Origin of the sequence: Terrabacter sp. 2TAF16 (assembly GCF_052115065.1) — a bacterium.
GTDB lineage: Bacteria > Actinomycetota > Actinomycetes > Actinomycetales > Dermatophilaceae > Terrabacter.
Genome location: NZ_JBFRFZ010000013.1, coordinates 33,123 through 48,156, shown reverse-complemented (window position 1 = coordinate 48,156; position 15,034 = coordinate 33,123). Strand labels below are relative to the sequence as shown.

16 protein-coding genes, 2 tRNA genes and 1 riboswitch are annotated in these 15,034 nt (G+C 71.6%); of the genes, 6 read left to right on the top strand and 12 right to left on the bottom strand.

Going from position 1 to position 15,034, the window contains the following annotated elements; translation table 11 throughout:
* Positions 1–65: 65 nt before the first annotated feature.
* Entirely contained in the window at positions 66–1,301 is a 1,236-nt protein-coding gene (locus AB4Z14_RS18160) for a GAF domain-containing protein (protein ID WP_442276429.1), read from the bottom strand.
* Positions 1,302–1,468: 167 nt separating this feature from the next.
* Between AB4Z14_RS18160 and AB4Z14_RS18155 the strand changes: the two genes are divergently transcribed.
* The gene (locus tag AB4Z14_RS18155; protein ID WP_442276428.1) at positions 1,469–2,194 is read left to right on the top strand and encodes a hypothetical protein; all 726 of its coding nucleotides are present in this window, start codon (positions 1,469–1,471) and stop codon (positions 2,192–2,194) included.
* Positions 2,195–2,278: 84 nt separating this feature from the next.
* On the opposite strand, the gene rpmG is transcribed toward AB4Z14_RS18155, so the two are convergent.
* The 7 genes from rpmG to dcd form a co-directional block, all read right to left on the bottom strand.
* Positions 2,279–2,446, bottom strand: a complete 168-nt coding sequence (gene rpmG, locus AB4Z14_RS18150) for a 50S ribosomal protein L33 (RefSeq protein WP_020143871.1) — start codon at positions 2,444–2,446, stop codon at positions 2,279–2,281.
* A 204-nt stretch (positions 2,447–2,650) separates the two neighbouring features.
* A complete protein-coding gene (locus AB4Z14_RS18145; protein WP_442276427.1) occupies positions 2,651–3,583 on the bottom strand; it encodes an ABC transporter substrate-binding protein in 933 nt (310 codons plus the stop codon).
* Complete coding sequence (locus AB4Z14_RS18140) at positions 3,580–4,437, bottom strand: ABC transporter permease (RefSeq protein ID WP_442276426.1); 858 nt, start codon at positions 4,435–4,437, stop codon at positions 3,580–3,582. The genes AB4Z14_RS18145 and AB4Z14_RS18140 overlap by 4 nt, the downstream gene beginning before the upstream one ends.
* Complete coding sequence (locus AB4Z14_RS18135) at positions 4,434–5,075, bottom strand: ABC transporter permease (RefSeq protein ID WP_442276425.1); 642 nt, start codon at positions 5,073–5,075, stop codon at positions 4,434–4,436. Before AB4Z14_RS18135 ends, AB4Z14_RS18140 begins: the two co-directional genes overlap by 4 nt.
* Positions 5,072–6,223, bottom strand: a complete 1,152-nt coding sequence (locus AB4Z14_RS18130; protein WP_442276424.1) for an ABC transporter ATP-binding protein — start codon at positions 6,221–6,223, stop codon at positions 5,072–5,074. The genes AB4Z14_RS18135 and AB4Z14_RS18130 overlap by 4 nt, the downstream gene beginning before the upstream one ends.
* A 51-nt stretch (positions 6,224–6,274) precedes the next feature.
* Complete coding sequence (locus tag AB4Z14_RS18125) at positions 6,275–7,015, bottom strand: serine aminopeptidase domain-containing protein (protein ID WP_442276423.1); 741 nt, start codon at positions 7,013–7,015, stop codon at positions 6,275–6,277.
* Positions 7,012–7,590, bottom strand: a complete 579-nt coding sequence (gene dcd / locus AB4Z14_RS18120) for a dCTP deaminase (protein ID WP_020143865.1) — start codon at positions 7,588–7,590, stop codon at positions 7,012–7,014. The genes AB4Z14_RS18125 and dcd overlap by 4 nt, the downstream gene beginning before the upstream one ends.
* Positions 7,591–7,694: 104 nt before the next feature.
* Here dcd and AB4Z14_RS18115 point away from each other — a divergent pair, with 104 nt between their 5' ends.
* Complete coding sequence (locus AB4Z14_RS18115) at positions 7,695–9,227, top strand: AAA family ATPase (protein WP_442276422.1); 1,533 nt, start codon at positions 7,695–7,697, stop codon at positions 9,225–9,227.
* An 81-nt stretch (positions 9,228–9,308) separates the two neighbouring features.
* Here the strand turns inward: AB4Z14_RS18115 and AB4Z14_RS18110 are convergent, their stop codons facing one another.
* Both AB4Z14_RS18110 and AB4Z14_RS18105 read right to left on the bottom strand, forming a co-directional pair.
* Complete coding sequence (locus AB4Z14_RS18110) at positions 9,309–10,178, bottom strand: SMP-30/gluconolactonase/LRE family protein (RefSeq protein WP_442276421.1); 870 nt, start codon at positions 10,176–10,178, stop codon at positions 9,309–9,311.
* Complete coding sequence (locus tag AB4Z14_RS18105) at positions 10,178–10,609, bottom strand: hypothetical protein (RefSeq protein WP_442276420.1); 432 nt, start codon at positions 10,607–10,609, stop codon at positions 10,178–10,180. Before AB4Z14_RS18105 ends, AB4Z14_RS18110 begins: the two co-directional genes overlap by 1 nt.
* Before the next feature lie 109 nt (positions 10,610–10,718).
* Between AB4Z14_RS18105 and AB4Z14_RS18100 the strand changes: the two genes are divergently transcribed.
* Positions 10,719–10,789: transfer RNA gene (locus AB4Z14_RS18100), tRNA-Gly, on the top strand.
* A gap of 90 nt (positions 10,790–10,879) precedes the next feature.
* On the opposite strand, the gene AB4Z14_RS18095 is transcribed toward AB4Z14_RS18100, so the two are convergent.
* On the bottom strand, positions 10,880–11,389 hold the full coding sequence (locus tag AB4Z14_RS18095; protein ID WP_442276419.1) for a C40 family peptidase: 510 nt from the start codon (positions 11,387–11,389) through the stop codon (positions 10,880–10,882).
* A 43-nt stretch (positions 11,390–11,432) separates the two neighbouring features.
* Positions 11,433–11,575: riboswitch (cyclic di-AMP (ydaO/yuaA leader) on the bottom strand.
* Positions 11,576–11,995: 420 nt separating this feature from the next.
* On the opposite strand from AB4Z14_RS18095, the gene AB4Z14_RS18090 reads away from it, so the two are divergent.
* Together AB4Z14_RS18090 and AB4Z14_RS18085 are read left to right on the top strand one after the other, a co-directional pair.
* Entirely contained in the window at positions 11,996–12,490 is a 495-nt protein-coding gene (locus AB4Z14_RS18090) for an FBP domain-containing protein (protein ID WP_442276418.1), read from the top strand.
* Positions 12,491–12,604: 114 nt separating this feature from the next.
* Positions 12,605–12,678, top strand: a tRNA-Gly gene (locus AB4Z14_RS18085).
* Positions 12,679–12,797: 119 nt separating this feature from the next.
* Here the strand turns inward: AB4Z14_RS18085 and AB4Z14_RS18080 are convergent.
* A complete protein-coding gene (locus AB4Z14_RS18080; RefSeq protein WP_442276417.1) occupies positions 12,798–12,941 on the bottom strand; it encodes a hypothetical protein in 144 nt (47 codons plus the stop codon).
* A gap of 156 nt (positions 12,942–13,097) precedes the next feature.
* On the opposite strand from AB4Z14_RS18080, the gene AB4Z14_RS18075 reads away from it, so the two are divergent.
* On the top strand, positions 13,098–14,960 hold the full coding sequence (locus tag AB4Z14_RS18075) for an acyl-CoA dehydrogenase (protein ID WP_442276416.1): 1,863 nt from the start codon (positions 13,098–13,100) through the stop codon (positions 14,958–14,960).
* Positions 14,961–15,034: the final 74 nt, after the last annotated feature.

The window sequence follows — 15,034 nt, the reverse complement described above, 5'->3', positions numbered from 1 at the left end:
AACGTTGCAACCACGTTGCGTCGCGTGTGCCGGGTGGCTGCGTCACGGCATACGCCCGGTTGGGGTCAGGCCGGGCCGAGCTCGCGGTCGAGGCGGTGGATCTGGTTCTGGACGAGGGGCATGAGCGGGGAGCCGGGCCCGAGCACGCGTGCCTGCGCCTGCCACATCTCGTAGTCGTCGGCGCCCGACGCGGAGCGGGTCCACGCCGACATGAGGTCGGCGCGACCGCTTCCGAGGACGGCTCGACGCAGGTCGCCCTCGACGCTCGCGCGCAGCCGGACCACCCCGGGGGCCGTCGAACGCGGGAGCAGGGGTCCCCGGTAGGCCCGCATCGCGCTCGCGACGTCACCGGCGGCGAGGTGCGCCTCGACCCCGATCCAGTCCCCGGAGAGCTCGGCGACGAGGCGATACGGGCGCGAGGCGAGGAGGTCCTCCCCGAGCAGGCTGCGCAGCCGGCCCATCTCGACCCGGAGCGTCGAGGCGCTGCTGTCCTCCTCGTAGAGCAGGACGGCGAGCTCGTCGCCGGAGAGGCCGCGCGGTGCCGAGGCGAGCAGGAGCAGGATCTCGCTGTGCCGCGGGCTGAGCCGCACCGTCCGGCGGTGGCCCCGGCCGTCGTCGACGGTCAGGAGGGTGTCGTTGCGACCGAGCGACTCCATGAGCACCGAGAGCCCGCGCCCGACGGCCTCGGGCTGGGCGCCTCGGCCGCTGACGAGCAGCTCGCGGGCCAGCTCGGACTCGGCCATCCGGGCCGCGGCGCGCACCATGGCCATCGTCTGCGGCACGACGATGTCGTCACCCCCCGTGATGTCGAGCACCCCGAGCACGCTCTGGTCGGACGGGTCGTGGATCGTCGTGGCTGCGCAGCTCCAGCGCTGGACGGAGTGCCGGAAGTGCTCGGCGCCGATGACGTTGACGGACTGGTCGAGGCGCAGCGCCATGCCGGGGGCGTTGGTGCCGGCGAGCCGCTCGTCCCAGTTGCTGCCCTCGACGAAGCCGATCGACTCGGCGCGACGGAGCACGCTCGGCGTCCCGCACACCCAGAGCAGCTGACCGGAGGCATCGGAGACCGCCATCACGGCGTCACAGTCGCGCGCCGCCTGGCCGAGCACGTCGTCGAGCAGGGGGAAGACCCTCGCCAGCGGGTGCGCTTCACGGTGGTCGCGGAGGGCGTCACCGGGCAACGTGATCGGCGCGTCCACGGTGTCGACCTGCACGCCGGCTGCGGCCGAGCGCAGCCACGAGTCGGCGACGTGGGCGCGGACCCCGCCGCTCTCGGACTCGGCGTGCGCGTCGACGGGCATGGGCCGATTGTGCACACACTCCGACGCCCAGCGACAGGAGTGCAGGCGATCCCACAGCCACCGCCCCGACCACGGGGTTGGACAGAAGGGGTGGCCAAGGAGCCGATTGAGGCGCACCATGAAGGAACCCGCACAGGATCCTTGATGGGAAAGTCCGAGGAGCGACGATGTCACGACGAGCCCCCTTCGTGCCCGACGGCGTGCCAGTGCTGTCGCGCGGCCGCCACCGCAGCTCGCGCAAGGGCGCGTGCTTCATGGAGATGGCCTCATTCCTGGCCGGCGAGCGGTGGAGCGACCACCCGGAGTGCACGCACCCGGTGCTCGCGACCCTCGCACGCTGCGTCAACGACATGCTCGACGAGACGCATCGGCAGCGCCTCGTGATGATGATCCCCGAGGTGGTCGGCCTCAACCCGGACGACCCACGGGTCACGACGGCGCTCGTGCTGACCACGGCTCGGGCGGCACTGCCCGTCGCCGCCGAGGAGCGCCAGAACGTCATGGCCCTCGCCATCCTCAACGCCGAGGGCATCCTCGCCGAGCAGGACGGGCGCGCTCACGGACAGCTGTCCAGGGCCTCTCGCGCCGCGCTCACCACCGCACCGGCGGCCGAGCGTTGGGCGCGGATCCACTTGGCCCGCATGGGATTCAACACCGCAGCCGTCCGGCCGGCCAACGCCGCCAAGGTCGTCGCACTCGCCGTCGACGGCATCGCCCGCGCCTGCGTGGACGACCCGGAGGAGCGTCTCGTGAAGCTCCTCCGCGACGGCATCGACGTCGTGGCCACGTTCGCGCCGCTCGCCCCCGAGCCGGTCCGCGTCAGCTGGGCCACCCCCGAGTCGACGCCCGTCGCCCCCGCGCCCGCCAGGCAGGCAGGCAGCCTCACCCGCTGATCGCGTCGGCATACGCGAGTGGCCACGTCCGAGATCGGACGTGGCCACTGCGCGTCGCCCGCAGGTCGCGGCAGGCGCCTGCAGTCAGCGGGTCTCGCGGAAGTCGACGTGCTCGCGCGCGACGGGGTCGAACTTGCGCAGCACCATGCGGTCGGGGTTGCTGCGACGGTTCTTGCGCGTCACGTAGCTGTAGCCGGTGCCGGCGGTCGAACGCAGGGTGACGACGGGGCGCAGGTCGGTGCGCTTGGCCATGGGGGCTCCTTCGGTCTCGTGGTCACGAGTACTCGCGACTGTAATGAGAACCATTCTCGGCGGTGGTACATTCCCGGTACGGCCGAGTCAGCCCGGCCGGGTCCTGTCGGGCACGCCTGAGGCCCCCGCATCCGACGCGGGGGCCTCAGGCGTGTCCTGCGGACGGACGGCGTATGCCGTCGGCCGCTCAGCAGGTGCCCCGGATCAGGCGAGACCGGCGCTGGCGAGCCACGTCTTGGCGACCTCGCTCGCGTCCTTCTTGTCGACGACGACCTGCTTGACCATGTCGGCGAGCGACGTCGTGTCGAGCTTGGCCGAGACGGCGTTGAGGACCGCCTTGAGCGACTCTGCCTTGTCAGTCCGCACGAGCGGCACGACGTTGTCGGAGCCGAAGAGGCTCTGCGGGTCATCGAGCACGACGAAGCCGTTGGCGGCGATCGACGGGTCGGTGCTGAAGATGTTGGCCGCCTTCACCTGACCGTTCTTGAGCGCCTCGACCGTGGCCTGGCTCTGCAGGGGACGGAACTCCTTGGGCGTGATGTTGTAGACCGACTTGAGGCCGACGAGGCCCTGCTGGCGGGTCTTGAACTCCGGCGGGGCGCCGATGGTGAGGTCGGCCTGGTGCGCGGCGAGGTCGGGGATCGCCTTGAGCGACCACTGGCTCGCGGTGTCCTTGGTGACGGCGAGGGAGTTCTTGTCCTCGGCGGCGGACTTGTCGAGCACCGTGAGCCCCTGCGGCACGACCTTCTGGAGAGCGGAGTAGACCTCGTCGGGCTGGGTGACCTTGGCGTTCTTGTCGTAGAAGTTGAGCAGCGAGCCGGTGTATTCGGCGAGGACGTCGACCTCACCGCCGGAGATCGCCTTGAGGTAGGTCTCACGGCTGCCGATGTTGAACTGGCGGGTGGCCGTCATGCCCTTGGCCTCGAGCGCCTGGGCGTAGATCTCGCCCAGCAGGGCACTCTCGGGGAAGTCGGCGGAGCCGACCTTGACCGAGCCGGCGGCGCCGGTCGATCCACCGGTCCCGCCGGCAGCGGGGCTCGAGGCAGGGGCGAGTGGGTCACCGCCGCCACCGCAGGCGGCGAGCGGCACGACGGCGGCGAGGAGCAGGCCCGCGGCGAGGAAGCGCGTGCGTGTCATGGTCGGTCCCTTTCGGATGGGGTGCCCGTGGCGGCGGTCGCCTCCACGGGGCCGGTGCTGCCGGAGCCGACGACTGCGGGCTGCCGCGGGTCGGGATCCGAGCGGTCTGCACCGTCGGGGTCTGGTTCGGAGTGGGGATCGGAGTTTCGTGCGCGTGAACGGGCAACACGCGTGGCCCGTCCGGAGATTCCCGGTGAGACGGCCCTCTTCTCGAGCAGGGCCAGGAGGCCGTCGGCGACGAGCGCGAGGACGGCGACGAGGATCGACCCGCAGACCATCTGGACGTAGTCGCGCGAGGCGAGCCCGTCGATGAGGTAGCGCCCGAGACCCCCGAGGCTGACGGAGGCCGCGATGGTGGCGGTGGCGATGACCTGGAGGGTCGCGCTGCGCAGGCCGCTGAGGAAGAGCGGGAGCGCGATGGGGGCCTCCACCTTGGTCAGCACCTGCCAGCCGGTCATGCCCATCCCCCTGGCCGCGTCGCGCGCGGCGGGCTCGACGCTGTCGATGCCGGCGTAGGTGCCCGACAGCAGAGGTGGGATCGCGAGCAGCACGAGGACGGTGATGCTCGGGATGACGAAGGCGAGATCGCTCTGGATGAGCGGCCCGACGAACATCGACACGGCGAAGAGCAGCCCCAGGGTCGGGATGGCCCGGGCGGCGTTGGCGCCCGTGACGAGCCAGCGCAGGCGTCCGGAGTGGCCCACCCAGGCGCCGAGCGGCACGGCGACGACGAGAGCGATGAGCAGGGTCAGCCCGGTGTAGAGCAGGTGCTCGAGCACGCGGTTGGGCACGCCGTCGGTGCCCTGCCAGTTGGCCGGGTCGGTGAACCAGGCCCAGATCGTCGCGAGGCTCATGCGGCCACCGCCCTGGTCCACGGCGTGAGCACGCGGGACACGACCTGGATGACGAGGTCGAAGACGAGCGCGAGGAGCAAGCACGCGACGATGCCGACCCACACCTCGGTCGGGAAGGAGCGGGCGTAGCCGTCGGTGAGGAAGTAGCCGAGCTGCGAGATGCCGATGAGCGAGGCGACACTGACGATGCTGACGTTGCTCACGGCAGCGACGCGCAGACCAGCTGCGATGACGGGCACCGCGAGCGGGAGGTCGACGGCGCGGAACCGGGCGAACGAGCCGTAGCCCATCGCGATGGCCGCCTGCTGCGTCGACCCGTCGACGGAGGAGAGCCCGTCGGCGACGGTGCGGGTCAGCAGCGCCACGGTGTAGACGGTCATCGCGACGATGACGTTGACGGGGTCGAGGATCTTCGTGCCGAGCAGCGGCGGCAGCAGGATGAAGAGCGCGAGCGACGGGATCGTGTAGAGCAGACCGGTCGTCGTGAGCAGCACGGCCCGCAGCCGCGGCCGGCGCGCCGCGAGCCAGCCGAGCGGCAGGGCGATGACGAGACCGAGCACGAGCGGCAGCCCCGCGAGCCAGGCGTGCTGGCCGGCGCGGGACATGATGTCGCCGATGTGGTCGAGGGCCCAGGTCACCGGGCGGTCGCCTCCTCGGCCGGGGCCTGGGAGGCGACGGCGTCGCGCCGGGCCTCGATCGCGGGGATCACCTCGGCGGCGCGGATGGTGCCGACAAGGCGTCCGTCGTCGTCGGCCACGACGCCGCGCCCGCTCGGGGACGACAGGGCCGCGTCGAGCAGGGCCCGCAGCGATCCGGTGGTCGAGGCCACGGTGCCACCGCGGTGCAGGACCGTGCGCGTCACCTCGGACTCGACGGCAGCCGCCCGGACCCAGCCCAAGGGCTCGCCCGCGGCACCGACGCACAGCACCCACGGCGTACCGACGGCTCGGACGTCGTCGGCACTGGCACCGAGGGACACGGTGGGCTCGTCGGCGAGCGAGAGCTCGGGGGCCGCCGCAAAGGAGAGCGCGCGGTAGCCGCGGTCGCGGCCGACGAAGCCGGCGACGAAGTCGTCGACGGGGTCGGCGAGGAGCTTGGCCGGCGAGTCGAGCTGGGCGAGAACGCCGCCCACGCGCAGGACCGCCACCTGGTCGCCGAGCTTGACGGCCTCGTCGATGTCGTGGGTCACGAAGAGGATGGTCTTGCCGAGGTCGGACTGGAGCCGCAGGAACTCGTTCTGGAGCTGCTCGCGCACGACGGGATCGACGGCCGAGAAGGGCTCGTCCATGAGCATGACGGGAGGGTCGGCTGCGAGCGCGCGGGCCACACCGACGCGCTGCTGCTGGCCGCCGGAGAGCTGCGCGGGATAGCGCTTGGCCATCGCCGGGTCGAGGCCAACCCGCTCGATGAGCTCCATGGCCCGCGTCCGCGCGGTGCGCTTGTCGGTGCCGAGCAGCCGCGGGACGGTCGTGACGTTGTCGAGGACCGTTCGGTGCGGGAAGAGACCGGCGTGCTGGATGACGTAGCCGATGCCGCGGCGCAGCTCGGCGACGTCGAGCGAGGCGGTGTCGCGGCCGTCGATCGAGATGGTGCCGGACGTCGGGGTGATCATCCGGTTGACCATGCGCAGCGTCGTCGTCTTGCCGCAGCCCGAGGGACCGACGAGGACGGTGATCTTGCCCGTCGGGGCCTCGAGGGTCAGGTCGTCGACAGCGACCGACCCGTCCCCGCGCGCGGTGCCGGACGCCTCGGCGTATCGCTTGGTCACGCCCTCGAAGCGGATCATGTCCCTCAACGTACCCGCCTGCGCCGACCGCGCCGCGGTCCTCGTCGAGGGTCAGATGTCGACCGTGACGCCCCCGGAGTGCACGACCCGGGCGACGACGGCCCCGATCGGGCCGGATCGCGGCTCACCCGTGCCACCGAGCTCGTGCGCGAAGGAGGCCTCGACGACCTCGGTGACGAGGGCCGTCCAGAGCCGGGCCCGCACGAGCATCGCGTGGTCGGCGCGGGCGACGCGGACGAGGGAGGCGTCGAGCCCCTCGGCCTGCATCTGCTCCACCGCGCGGCGGGTGCGGGCGAGCGAGCAGATGACGTCACGGTCGCCGTGGATGAGGACGGTGCGCCGGCCCGCGCCCGGGTGCGGGTCGCCCCTCTCGACCCACGGAGCGAGGCCGACGACGAGGCGGACGTCGGGCTCGTCGCCGACGAACATCGCGACCCGTCCGCCCATCGAGTGACCGACGAGGGCGATCGGGACACCGGGGTATGCCGCCCGCACCTGTGCCAGCGCCCACCGGGCGTCCTCGACGGGCATCGCGTCGCCGTTCCAGCCACGGACGCGGAAGCGGAGCCGGGCGACGGCGATCGGACCGGGCACCCTCTTGAGGGACCGGGCGAACGGCACGAGGCGCGCGACGTTGTGCGACCAGGGCCGGTTGGGCTCGTGCCCGTCGACGGCACCGCCGTGCATGACGAGGGCGACGACGGCGGCGTCCGCGGGCCGGGCGTCCCAGACCAGGGAGGCCAACGGCATGCTGTCGCCGTCGGCCGCGGTGGTGTCGAGGTCGGCGCTCACACCTGGGTGCGGTGGAAGCTCGCGAACGAGCGGCTCGCCGTGGGACCGCGCTGCCCCTGGTAGTGGGAGCCGTAGGCCGCTGAGCCGTAAGGGTTCTCGGCCGGCGAGCTGAGGCGGATGAAGCAGAGCTGGCCGATCTTCATGCCGGGGTAGAGCATGATCGGCAGGGTCGCGACGTTGGACAGCTCGAGCGTGACGTGGCCGGAGAAGCCGGGGTCGACGAAGCCGGCGGTCGCATGGGTCAGCAGGCCGAGCCGTCCGAGCGAGCTCTTGCCCTCGACGCGCGCAGCGAGGTCGTCCGGGAGGGTCACGGTCTCGAGCGTCGAGCCGAGGACGAACTCGCCCGGGTGCAGCACGAAGCTGTCCTCGTCGGGACCGACCTCGACGAGCCGCGTCAGCTCCGGCTGCTCGGCGGCCGGGTCGATGTAGGGGTACTTGTGGTTGTCGAAGAGCCGGAAGAACTTGTCCAGCCGGACGTCGACGCTCGACGGTTGGACCATCGAGGGGTCCCACGGGTCGAGCACGACCCGCTCGGCGGCGATCTCGGCCCGGATGTCCTTGTCGGAGAGCAGCACGGGACGAGGCTATAACGCCGGGCCGGATTCGCCCCGGCACTCCTGCCCGACTCTCTTCCCTCGCGGACGCCCCACGGACGCCGTCGGCGACCTATCGTCACGTCATGGACCCCTCCGACCCCTCCGGCCCGGGCTCCGGCCGCGCCGACGACGCCCTGCTCGCCGACTTCCACTCCGTCCTTCGGCGGATCCTCGAGTCGCTACCGTCCGACGAGGCCGGACAGCGGCTGTCGGACGCCCTGCGCGAGCACCTCGGGGTCGAGCCGCACCTGCTGGCCGTCGTCTCGGCGACCGTGCTGCCGCACCGCCTCGTCGACGCGGACATCGCCCTGTCCGAGGTCGCTGGCGCCGACTCCGCCGCCGCCGTCATCGGCATCGCCGGCGACGCGCGTCACCACATGTCGCTCGGCGACCTCGTGCAGCGCTTCCACGGCCAGGTCATGTCGGTCGGCCAGGTCGATTACGACCGGATGCCGACCGGCCCCGGCAAGGACGACCAGCGACAGGTCGTGACGTCCGGCATCCGCCTCTTCCACTTCGACGGACACGCCGTCGCGGTCCGTCAGCAGGGCATGAACCGACAGTTCGGGCGCGAGTCCGGGAGCATCGAGGTCGTCGCCCGCGACCGCGACGTGTCCGACGCCCTCATGGCGCGCATCCAGGAGCTCATGGACGAGCGCAGCGTCATCCGCGGCCAGGTCGTGACGTTCGGCTCGGACCCCTACGGGCCCGGCATGGCCGGCGTGACCTTCATCGAGCGACCGACCGTCGACGCGGCCGCCGTCGTGCTGCCCGAGGGGGTGCTCGACCGGGTGGCGCACCACGTCATCGGCATGGGCGAGCACCGGGAGCGGCTCGTGGCCCACGGGCAGCACCTCAAGCGCGGAGTCCTGCTCTACGGGCCGCCCGGCACCGGCAAGACGCACACGGTCCGCTACCTGCTCTCGGCGACGCCGGGCACGACGGCCGTGCTGCTGAGCGGCGGCTCGTTGCGCTTCATCCACGACGCCGCCAAGGTCGCGCGGGCGCACCAGCCGGCGATCGTCGTCCTCGAGGACTGCGATCTCGTCGCCGAGGACCGGTCGTTCGCCCCGATGGGGGCCTCTCCCCTGCTCTTCGAGGTGCTCGACGCCCTCGACGGCCTCGACTCCGACTCCGACGTCGCCTTCGTGCTGACGACGAACCGCGTCGAGGACCTGGAGGTCGCCCTGTCGCAGCGGCCCGGCCGTGTCGACCTGGCCGCCGAGATCCCGCTGCCGGACGCCGAGGGCCGTCGCGAGCTGCTCCGCCTCTACGGCGGGCACCTCTTCGGCCCCGAGGCGATCTCGGCCGCGGCCGCCCGGGCCGAGGGCACGACGGCGTCCTTCGTCAAGGAGCTCGTGCGGCGCGCGGTCCTCGCGGCGGCGGTCGCCGACGAGCCGCCGGCCGACGACCACCTCGGCCAGGCCCTCGACGAGCTCCTGTCGGACGCGCAGGCGCTGACGCGCAGCCTCCTCGGCGTGGGCGGCAAGGACGAAGACGGCGCCGCCGTCGACCCCGGTGGTATGCCGTCCGGCCGGCTGCGACCGCGTCGCCCGGTCGTGCTCCTCGGCCCGTCCTCCGACGGCGGGATGACCCGCCCGGGACCACCGCCGTGAGGTGATGCGTGCCGAGCGTGCCCGGGCCCCGCTGCGCGACCCGGGCACACGGCATACGCCCTCGTGGTCTGGGGGCTGCGCTCAGCCGGCGAAGGCGCGCACCGGCTGCCCCGGCACGGCGACGCGCACGCGGAAGACGGCTCCGGCCTGGGGCTCGGGGTCGTCGAGGTTCTCGCGCGACGTCGTGACGTAGAGGTCGCGCAGGTCGTCGCCGCCGAGGGTGCACGCCGTCGTGAGGCGCACGGGGACGGCGACCTCGGCGAGCACGTCGCCCCCCGGTGAGTGGCAGCGGACGCGGCCCGCGCCGTTGAGAGCGACCCAGACGTTGCCGGCGCTGTCGACGGTGAGCCCGTCAGGGTGGCCGACGTCGTGGGTGACGAAGGGGCGCCGGTCGGTGAGCTCGCCGTCGACGACCGTGAAGACGTCGGTGCGGCCGGTCGGGGTGTCGTCGTAGTAGGCGAGCCGGCCGTCGGGCGAGAGGTCGATGCCGTTGGAGATCGTCACGTCGGGCAGCAGGGTCGTGACGTCGCCGTTGCCGTCGACTCGGAGGAGCCGCGCGCTGCCGGGCACGCGGTCGTAGCCCATCGTCCCCGCCCACAGGCGGCCCTCGCCGTCGACGCCGCCCTCGTTCATCCGGACCGTCGGGTCGTCCCAGAGGTCGAACCACGGGGTGGGTGTGCCGTCCGGCTCGTCCGCGAGCGCCAGACCGCGCTCGGTCGCGACCACCCAGCCCCCGGACCTGCGTGGCCGCACGAAGGCGGCGACGTCGCCGACGTGCAGGCGGTCGACGGAGCCGTCGGCGCGCAGGGTCAGGACGTCACCGGCGAGAAGGTCGACCCAGCGCAGCCCACCCCACGTCGGCGACCACACGGGCCCCTCGCCGTGGTAGCAGACGGCGCCGGTGACCTGCTCGAGTTCTCCCGTGACGATCCGGCCGCCGTCGGCAGCCATCAGTCCCACCACACGCCGACGTAGTGGTGGCCCTCGGGCACGACCGGCCCGTCGACGAGCCACTGCGCGCTCGCGGCGGGGCCGCCGCTCGACTCGGTGTCTGCATCGATCGTCATCGCGTCGACCTCCTCGGGGAGCAGGGTCGTGATGACGGCCACCCCACTCGCGTAGGGCCATTCGTCGTCGGGGAAGTCCTGGAACTCGAGGACGTCGAGCTCCACCCGCACGTCGTGCACCTCCGGGTGCTCGCGCAGCTCGAAGAGCACCCGGCGCACGGTGTCGAGCGGCACGTCCTCGGGACGGTTCGGCGCGATGCACCACTCGCAGTCGTTGCCCTCGAAGAACTGCTCGAGGGTGACGGCCACCTGGGCACTCGCCCCGCCGCGCTCGCGGACGTGGTCGACGAAGGCGGTCTGCTTGGCGAGATCCATGACGGTTTCGGCCCCTGGGGTCGCGTTCCTGACACTGGCGCGGTGTCGGCTACACTGACGCCGCGTGCCGCCTTGCGGACCCTTCGCGGGGCACCTCCGGGCGGCCCGTGCGAGCGTAGCTCAATGGTAGAGCGCCAGCTTCCCAAGCTGGATACGCGGGTTCGATTCCCGTCGCTCGCTCCGCGCACGACGAGTCGAACCACCGAGAGGTGGGCACCGTCCGGTGACACGGCCCCGAGGGTCGACACGGACCCCCGGGACCGATCCGGGTCAGGGCATGCGGCCTGCGACCCAGCTCGTCGTCCAGATCCTCGAGAGCTGGACGCGCTGGCCGGGTCTGGGTGCGTGCCAGACCTTGCCGTAGCCGGCGTAGATGCCGACGTGGTACGCGCGGCCTCCGGACATGAAGAAGATGAGGTCGCCCTGCTGGACGTTCGCCTTGCTGATGCGGACGCTGGCGAGTCGTTGGGCGTTGGCGGTGCGCGGGACGCCGACGCCGAGACGGGTGCGGTAGGTGTAGTAGACGAGGCCGGAGCAGTCGAACGCCGACGGGCCAGCAGCCCCGTAGCGGTAGGGATCGCCCTGCTGTGCGGCAGCGACCCTGACGGCGGTCCTGCCGCGCGCAGCGCGCGTGGCGGCCGAGACGTAGGCGACCGGTCTGGCCTTGATCGTGACCGGAGCGGTTCCCGCTCGAGAGGCAGCCTGGTGCGTCACCGACGATGTCGGCGCGCTACCCGTCCCGACGAGGAGGGCGGCTGCGAGAAGTGGCGTGATAGCCAAGGACTGCAAGGGAATTCGGCGTGCAAGGGTAGAAGTGGGCATGGTGGATTCCTTCCCACGCCTGTGAGGTGAGCTGTCGGGTTCGGGCGGAAGATGCCCGGCCGCAGATGCGGCTTCACCCCAAGGACCGGTTGGCCGGCCCGAAAGTGGGTCCCCCACTCCTGTCCGTTATTGCGTTGCTGCCCCACCGGTGGACAGGACTCGGCGTGCGGTGGGCCGCTCGGGGGAGACCCCGGGCGATGAGCATCCATCGACGGTGACAGACAGGTCACGAAAAGGGTCCTAGACGAACAGATTGTGGCAATAGTTGACAAGTCAAATGCGGTGGAAGCAGACATTCCATCCGGCGCCGTGGCGTGGAGGACGCTCTCGGCAGCCCACGGCATACGCAGTCCGGCGCTGCGGTGCTCGGTAAACCAGTGGACCACCGTGGACGTCGTGACGCACCATGGACGCTGCTCCGTCGGGGCACGTCAGTCGTCAGCGGGGAGGCCCGCGGAGAGGTGGGTGGCCGTCATGGCCTGCTCAGCGGTCACGGTCCCGCTCCACCTCCCCCACCCCGGCTGACCGGGCACCCCGGTCCTGCCCGACTGACAGGAACAGACCGTGAAACCATTGACGGACAACGAGATTCGCGCCTCCTTCGTCAACGCCTCCCGGCGTGAGGCCAAGCAGGCCACCCTCCCCGCCGACCTCGACCTCGGCCCGCGCTGGGAGACGCTCGACTACCTCGGCTGGGTTGACCGCAGCAACCCGCAACGGGCCTACGCCGTCGTCCCGGTCAACGACGAACCCGTCGGCTTCCTCCTCCGGACCGCCGAGCGCACGCGCAAGGCGAGCGCGATGTGCGCCTGGTGCGAGGACGCCTTCGCGACGAGCGAGGTGGCCCTCTTCGTGGCCCGGCGGGCCGGGGCATCCGGCCGCGAGGGCAACAGCCTCGGCACCCTCGTGCACGCCGACTTCAGCTGCTCGACGCACGTCCGACGCCCGCCGAACGGCATGGAGGGCGGCCTCGACCCGCTCGCCCTCGTCGAGCGACGTGTAGAGGATCTGCGGGCGCGGTCGTCGGCCTTCGCCCGCCGCCTGCGCGACGGCTCGTGACCCTCGGCTGACCTCGAGCTAGTCGGCCCGGACCCGAGCGCGTGGTCCGCCGGCGCGCCCGAGCGCGCCGTTTGGACGTCGCGGCCCGACTGTTGCTACGGTTGGCGACGCCTCGCAGGCGTAGTTCAGTAGCAGAACAGCCTTCTTCCAGAAGGAAGACGTACGTGCAATTCGTGCCGCCTGCTCCAGATGGGAAGGGCCCGGTCTCCGTGACCGGGCCCTTCTGCTGTCCGGGCGCGTATGCCGTCCGAGCACGCATGCCGTCCGGCCGGGCCTCGCGAGACGGGTCGCGGGCGCTCCCCCACCGTCACCGCTCGTTGCCGCGCCGGTAGTTGCCGGTCGCCCGGGCCAGTGCGTGCTGGACCGCGTCCTCGTCGACGCCGTCGAGCACCCGGTCGAGGCGGCGTGCGGTCGCGCCGGCGATGACGGCGACGAGCCGGCCGGGCGGCATACGCCCTCGGAGGCCGCTCGTGGCGGAACCGTGACCTCTCCCCCTTGCGATCGTTACCGGTCAGTAGCATCATGGAAGTGACCGGCCAGTAACTTGGCGCGCCCGCCGACGACAGCGCGGACGCACGACGAGCGACAGAACGTGGAGGGTCCCCGGATGGGCCACTACAAGAGCAATGTGCGTGACCTCGAGTTCAATCTCTTCGAGGTCTTCAACCGTCAGGACGTCCTCGCCACCGGCATCTACGCCGACGTCGACGTCGACGCGGCCAAGGACATCCTCCGCGAGGTCTCACGCCTCGCCGAGCACGAGCTGGCCGACAGCCTGCTCGACAGCGACCGCAACCCGCCCGTCTACGACCCGGTCAGCCAGTCGGTGACGATGCCCGACTCCTTCAAGAAGTCGTTCAAGGCCTACGTCGACGGCGACTGGGGCAATCTCGATGTCCCCGCCGAGCTCGGTGGCATGGTCGTGCCGGCCTCGCTGCGCTGGTCGGTCGCCGAGATGGTCTGCGGCGCCAACCCCGCGATCCACATGTTCACGGCGAGCTACTCCTTCGCCAACCTCCTCTGGCACCTCGGCACCGACGACCAGAAGAAGCTGGCCAAGCACATCGTCGACCAGGCCTGGCACACGACCATGGTGCTCACCGAGCCCGACGCCGGCTCCGACGTCGGCGCGGGCCGCACCAAGGCCGTCCAGCAGCCCGACGGCACGTGGCACATCACCGGCGTCAAGCGCTTCATCACCTCGGCCGAGTCCGACATGGTCGACAACGTCGTCCACTTCGTCCTGGCCCGCCCCGAGGGCGCGGGCCCCGGCACGAAGGGCCTCTCCCTCTTCATCGTGCCGAAGTTCCAGGTCGACCTCGAGACCGGCGAGCTCGGCGAGCGCAACGGCGCCCACGTCACCAACGTCGAGCACAAGATGGGCCTCAAGGTCAGCACCACGTGCGAGGTCACCTTCGGCGAGCACGAGCCGGCCGTCGGCACCCTGCTCGGCGACGTGCACGACGGCATCGCCCAGATGTTCAAGGTCATCGAGAACGCCCGGATGTTCGTCGGCACCAAGGCGATCGCCACGCTCTCGACCGGCTACCTCAACGCCCTCGAGTACGCCAAGGAGCGCGTCCAGGGCGCCGACCTGACGCAGATGACCGACAAGGCGGCGCCCCGCGTCACCATCACGCACCACCCCGACGTCCGCCGCTCGCTCATGCTCCAGAAGGCGTATGCCGAGGGTCTGCGCGCCCTCGTCATCTACACCGCGAGCCAGCAGGACGCCGTCAACCAGGCGCAGGGCGGCAACCCGACGGTGCCGCTCGAGAAGGGCTCGGCGGCCGAGGTCGCCAACCGGATCAGCGACCTCATGCTGCCCCTCGTCAAGGGCCTCGGCTCCGAGCGCGCCTGGGTCCTGCTCGGCACCGAGTCGCTCCAGACCTACGGCGGCTCGGGCTTCCTGCAGGACTACCCGATCGAGCAGTACGTCCGCGACGCGAAGATCGACACGCTCTACGAGGGCACGACCGCCATCCAGGGACTCGACTTCTTCTTGCGCAAGATCGTCCGCGACAAGGGCCAGGCCCTGCAGCACGTCGCCGGACAGATCCAGGAGTTCGCCAAGGACCTCGGTGGCTCGCTCGACACCGAGCGCGAGCTGCTCGGCCGGGCCCTCGAGGACGTCCAGGGCATCGTCGGCCACATGATCGGCGACGCCATGAAGAGCGACCCGCGGATGGGTGGCGACACGGCCAACCTCTACAAGGTCGGCCAGAACACGACCCGCCTGCTCCTCGCGGCCGGTGACCTCGTCGTCGGCTGGCTGCTGCTCCGCCAGGCCGAGGTCGCCCAGAAGGCGATCGACGGCGGCGCCACGGGCAAGGACGCCGACTTCTACCGCGGCAAGGTCGCCGCAGCGTCCTTCTACGCCAAGAACGTCCTGCCGAAGCTCGCCGCCGAGCGCGCCATCGCCGAGGCCACCGACAACGACCTCATGGACGTCCCCGAGTCCGCGTTCTGACGCGCACCACACTTCACCTCGAGGCGCCCCTCCCCACCCGGGGAGCGGGCGCCTCGTCGTCTCACGACGGCGTG

Excerpts from the sequence above, each read along its gene's own strand:
- AB4Z14_RS18160 (WP_442276429.1), bottom strand. The coding sequence starts at position 1,301 with ATGCCCGTCGACGCGCACGCCGAGTCCGAGAGCGGCGGGGTCCGCGCC.
- AB4Z14_RS18155 (WP_442276428.1), top strand. The coding sequence starts at position 1,469 with ATGTCACGACGAGCCCCCTTCGTGCCCGACGGCGTGCCAGTGCTGTCG.
- rpmG (WP_020143871.1), bottom strand. The coding sequence starts at position 2,446 with ATGGCCAAGCGCACCGACCTGCGCCCCGTCGTCACCCTGCGTTCGACC.
- AB4Z14_RS18145 (WP_442276427.1), bottom strand. The coding sequence starts at position 3,583 with ATGACACGCACGCGCTTCCTCGCCGCGGGCCTGCTCCTCGCCGCCGTC.
- AB4Z14_RS18140 (WP_442276426.1), bottom strand. The coding sequence starts at position 4,437 with ATGAGCCTCGCGACGATCTGGGCCTGGTTCACCGACCCGGCCAACTGG.
- AB4Z14_RS18130 (WP_442276424.1), bottom strand. The coding sequence starts at position 6,223 with ATGATCCGCTTCGAGGGCGTGACCAAGCGATACGCCGAGGCGTCCGGC.
- AB4Z14_RS18115 (WP_442276422.1), top strand. The coding sequence starts at position 7,695 with ATGGACCCCTCCGACCCCTCCGGCCCGGGCTCCGGCCGCGCCGACGAC.
- AB4Z14_RS18110 (WP_442276421.1), bottom strand. The coding sequence starts at position 10,178 with ATGGCTGCCGACGGCGGCCGGATCGTCACGGGAGAACTCGAGCAGGTC.
- AB4Z14_RS18105 (WP_442276420.1), bottom strand. The coding sequence starts at position 10,609 with ATGGATCTCGCCAAGCAGACCGCCTTCGTCGACCACGTCCGCGAGCGC.
- AB4Z14_RS18080 (WP_442276417.1), bottom strand. The coding sequence starts at position 12,941 with ATGCCGCCCGGCCGGCTCGTCGCCGTCATCGCCGGCGCGACCGCACGC.
- AB4Z14_RS18075 (WP_442276416.1), top strand. The coding sequence starts at position 13,098 with ATGGGCCACTACAAGAGCAATGTGCGTGACCTCGAGTTCAATCTCTTC.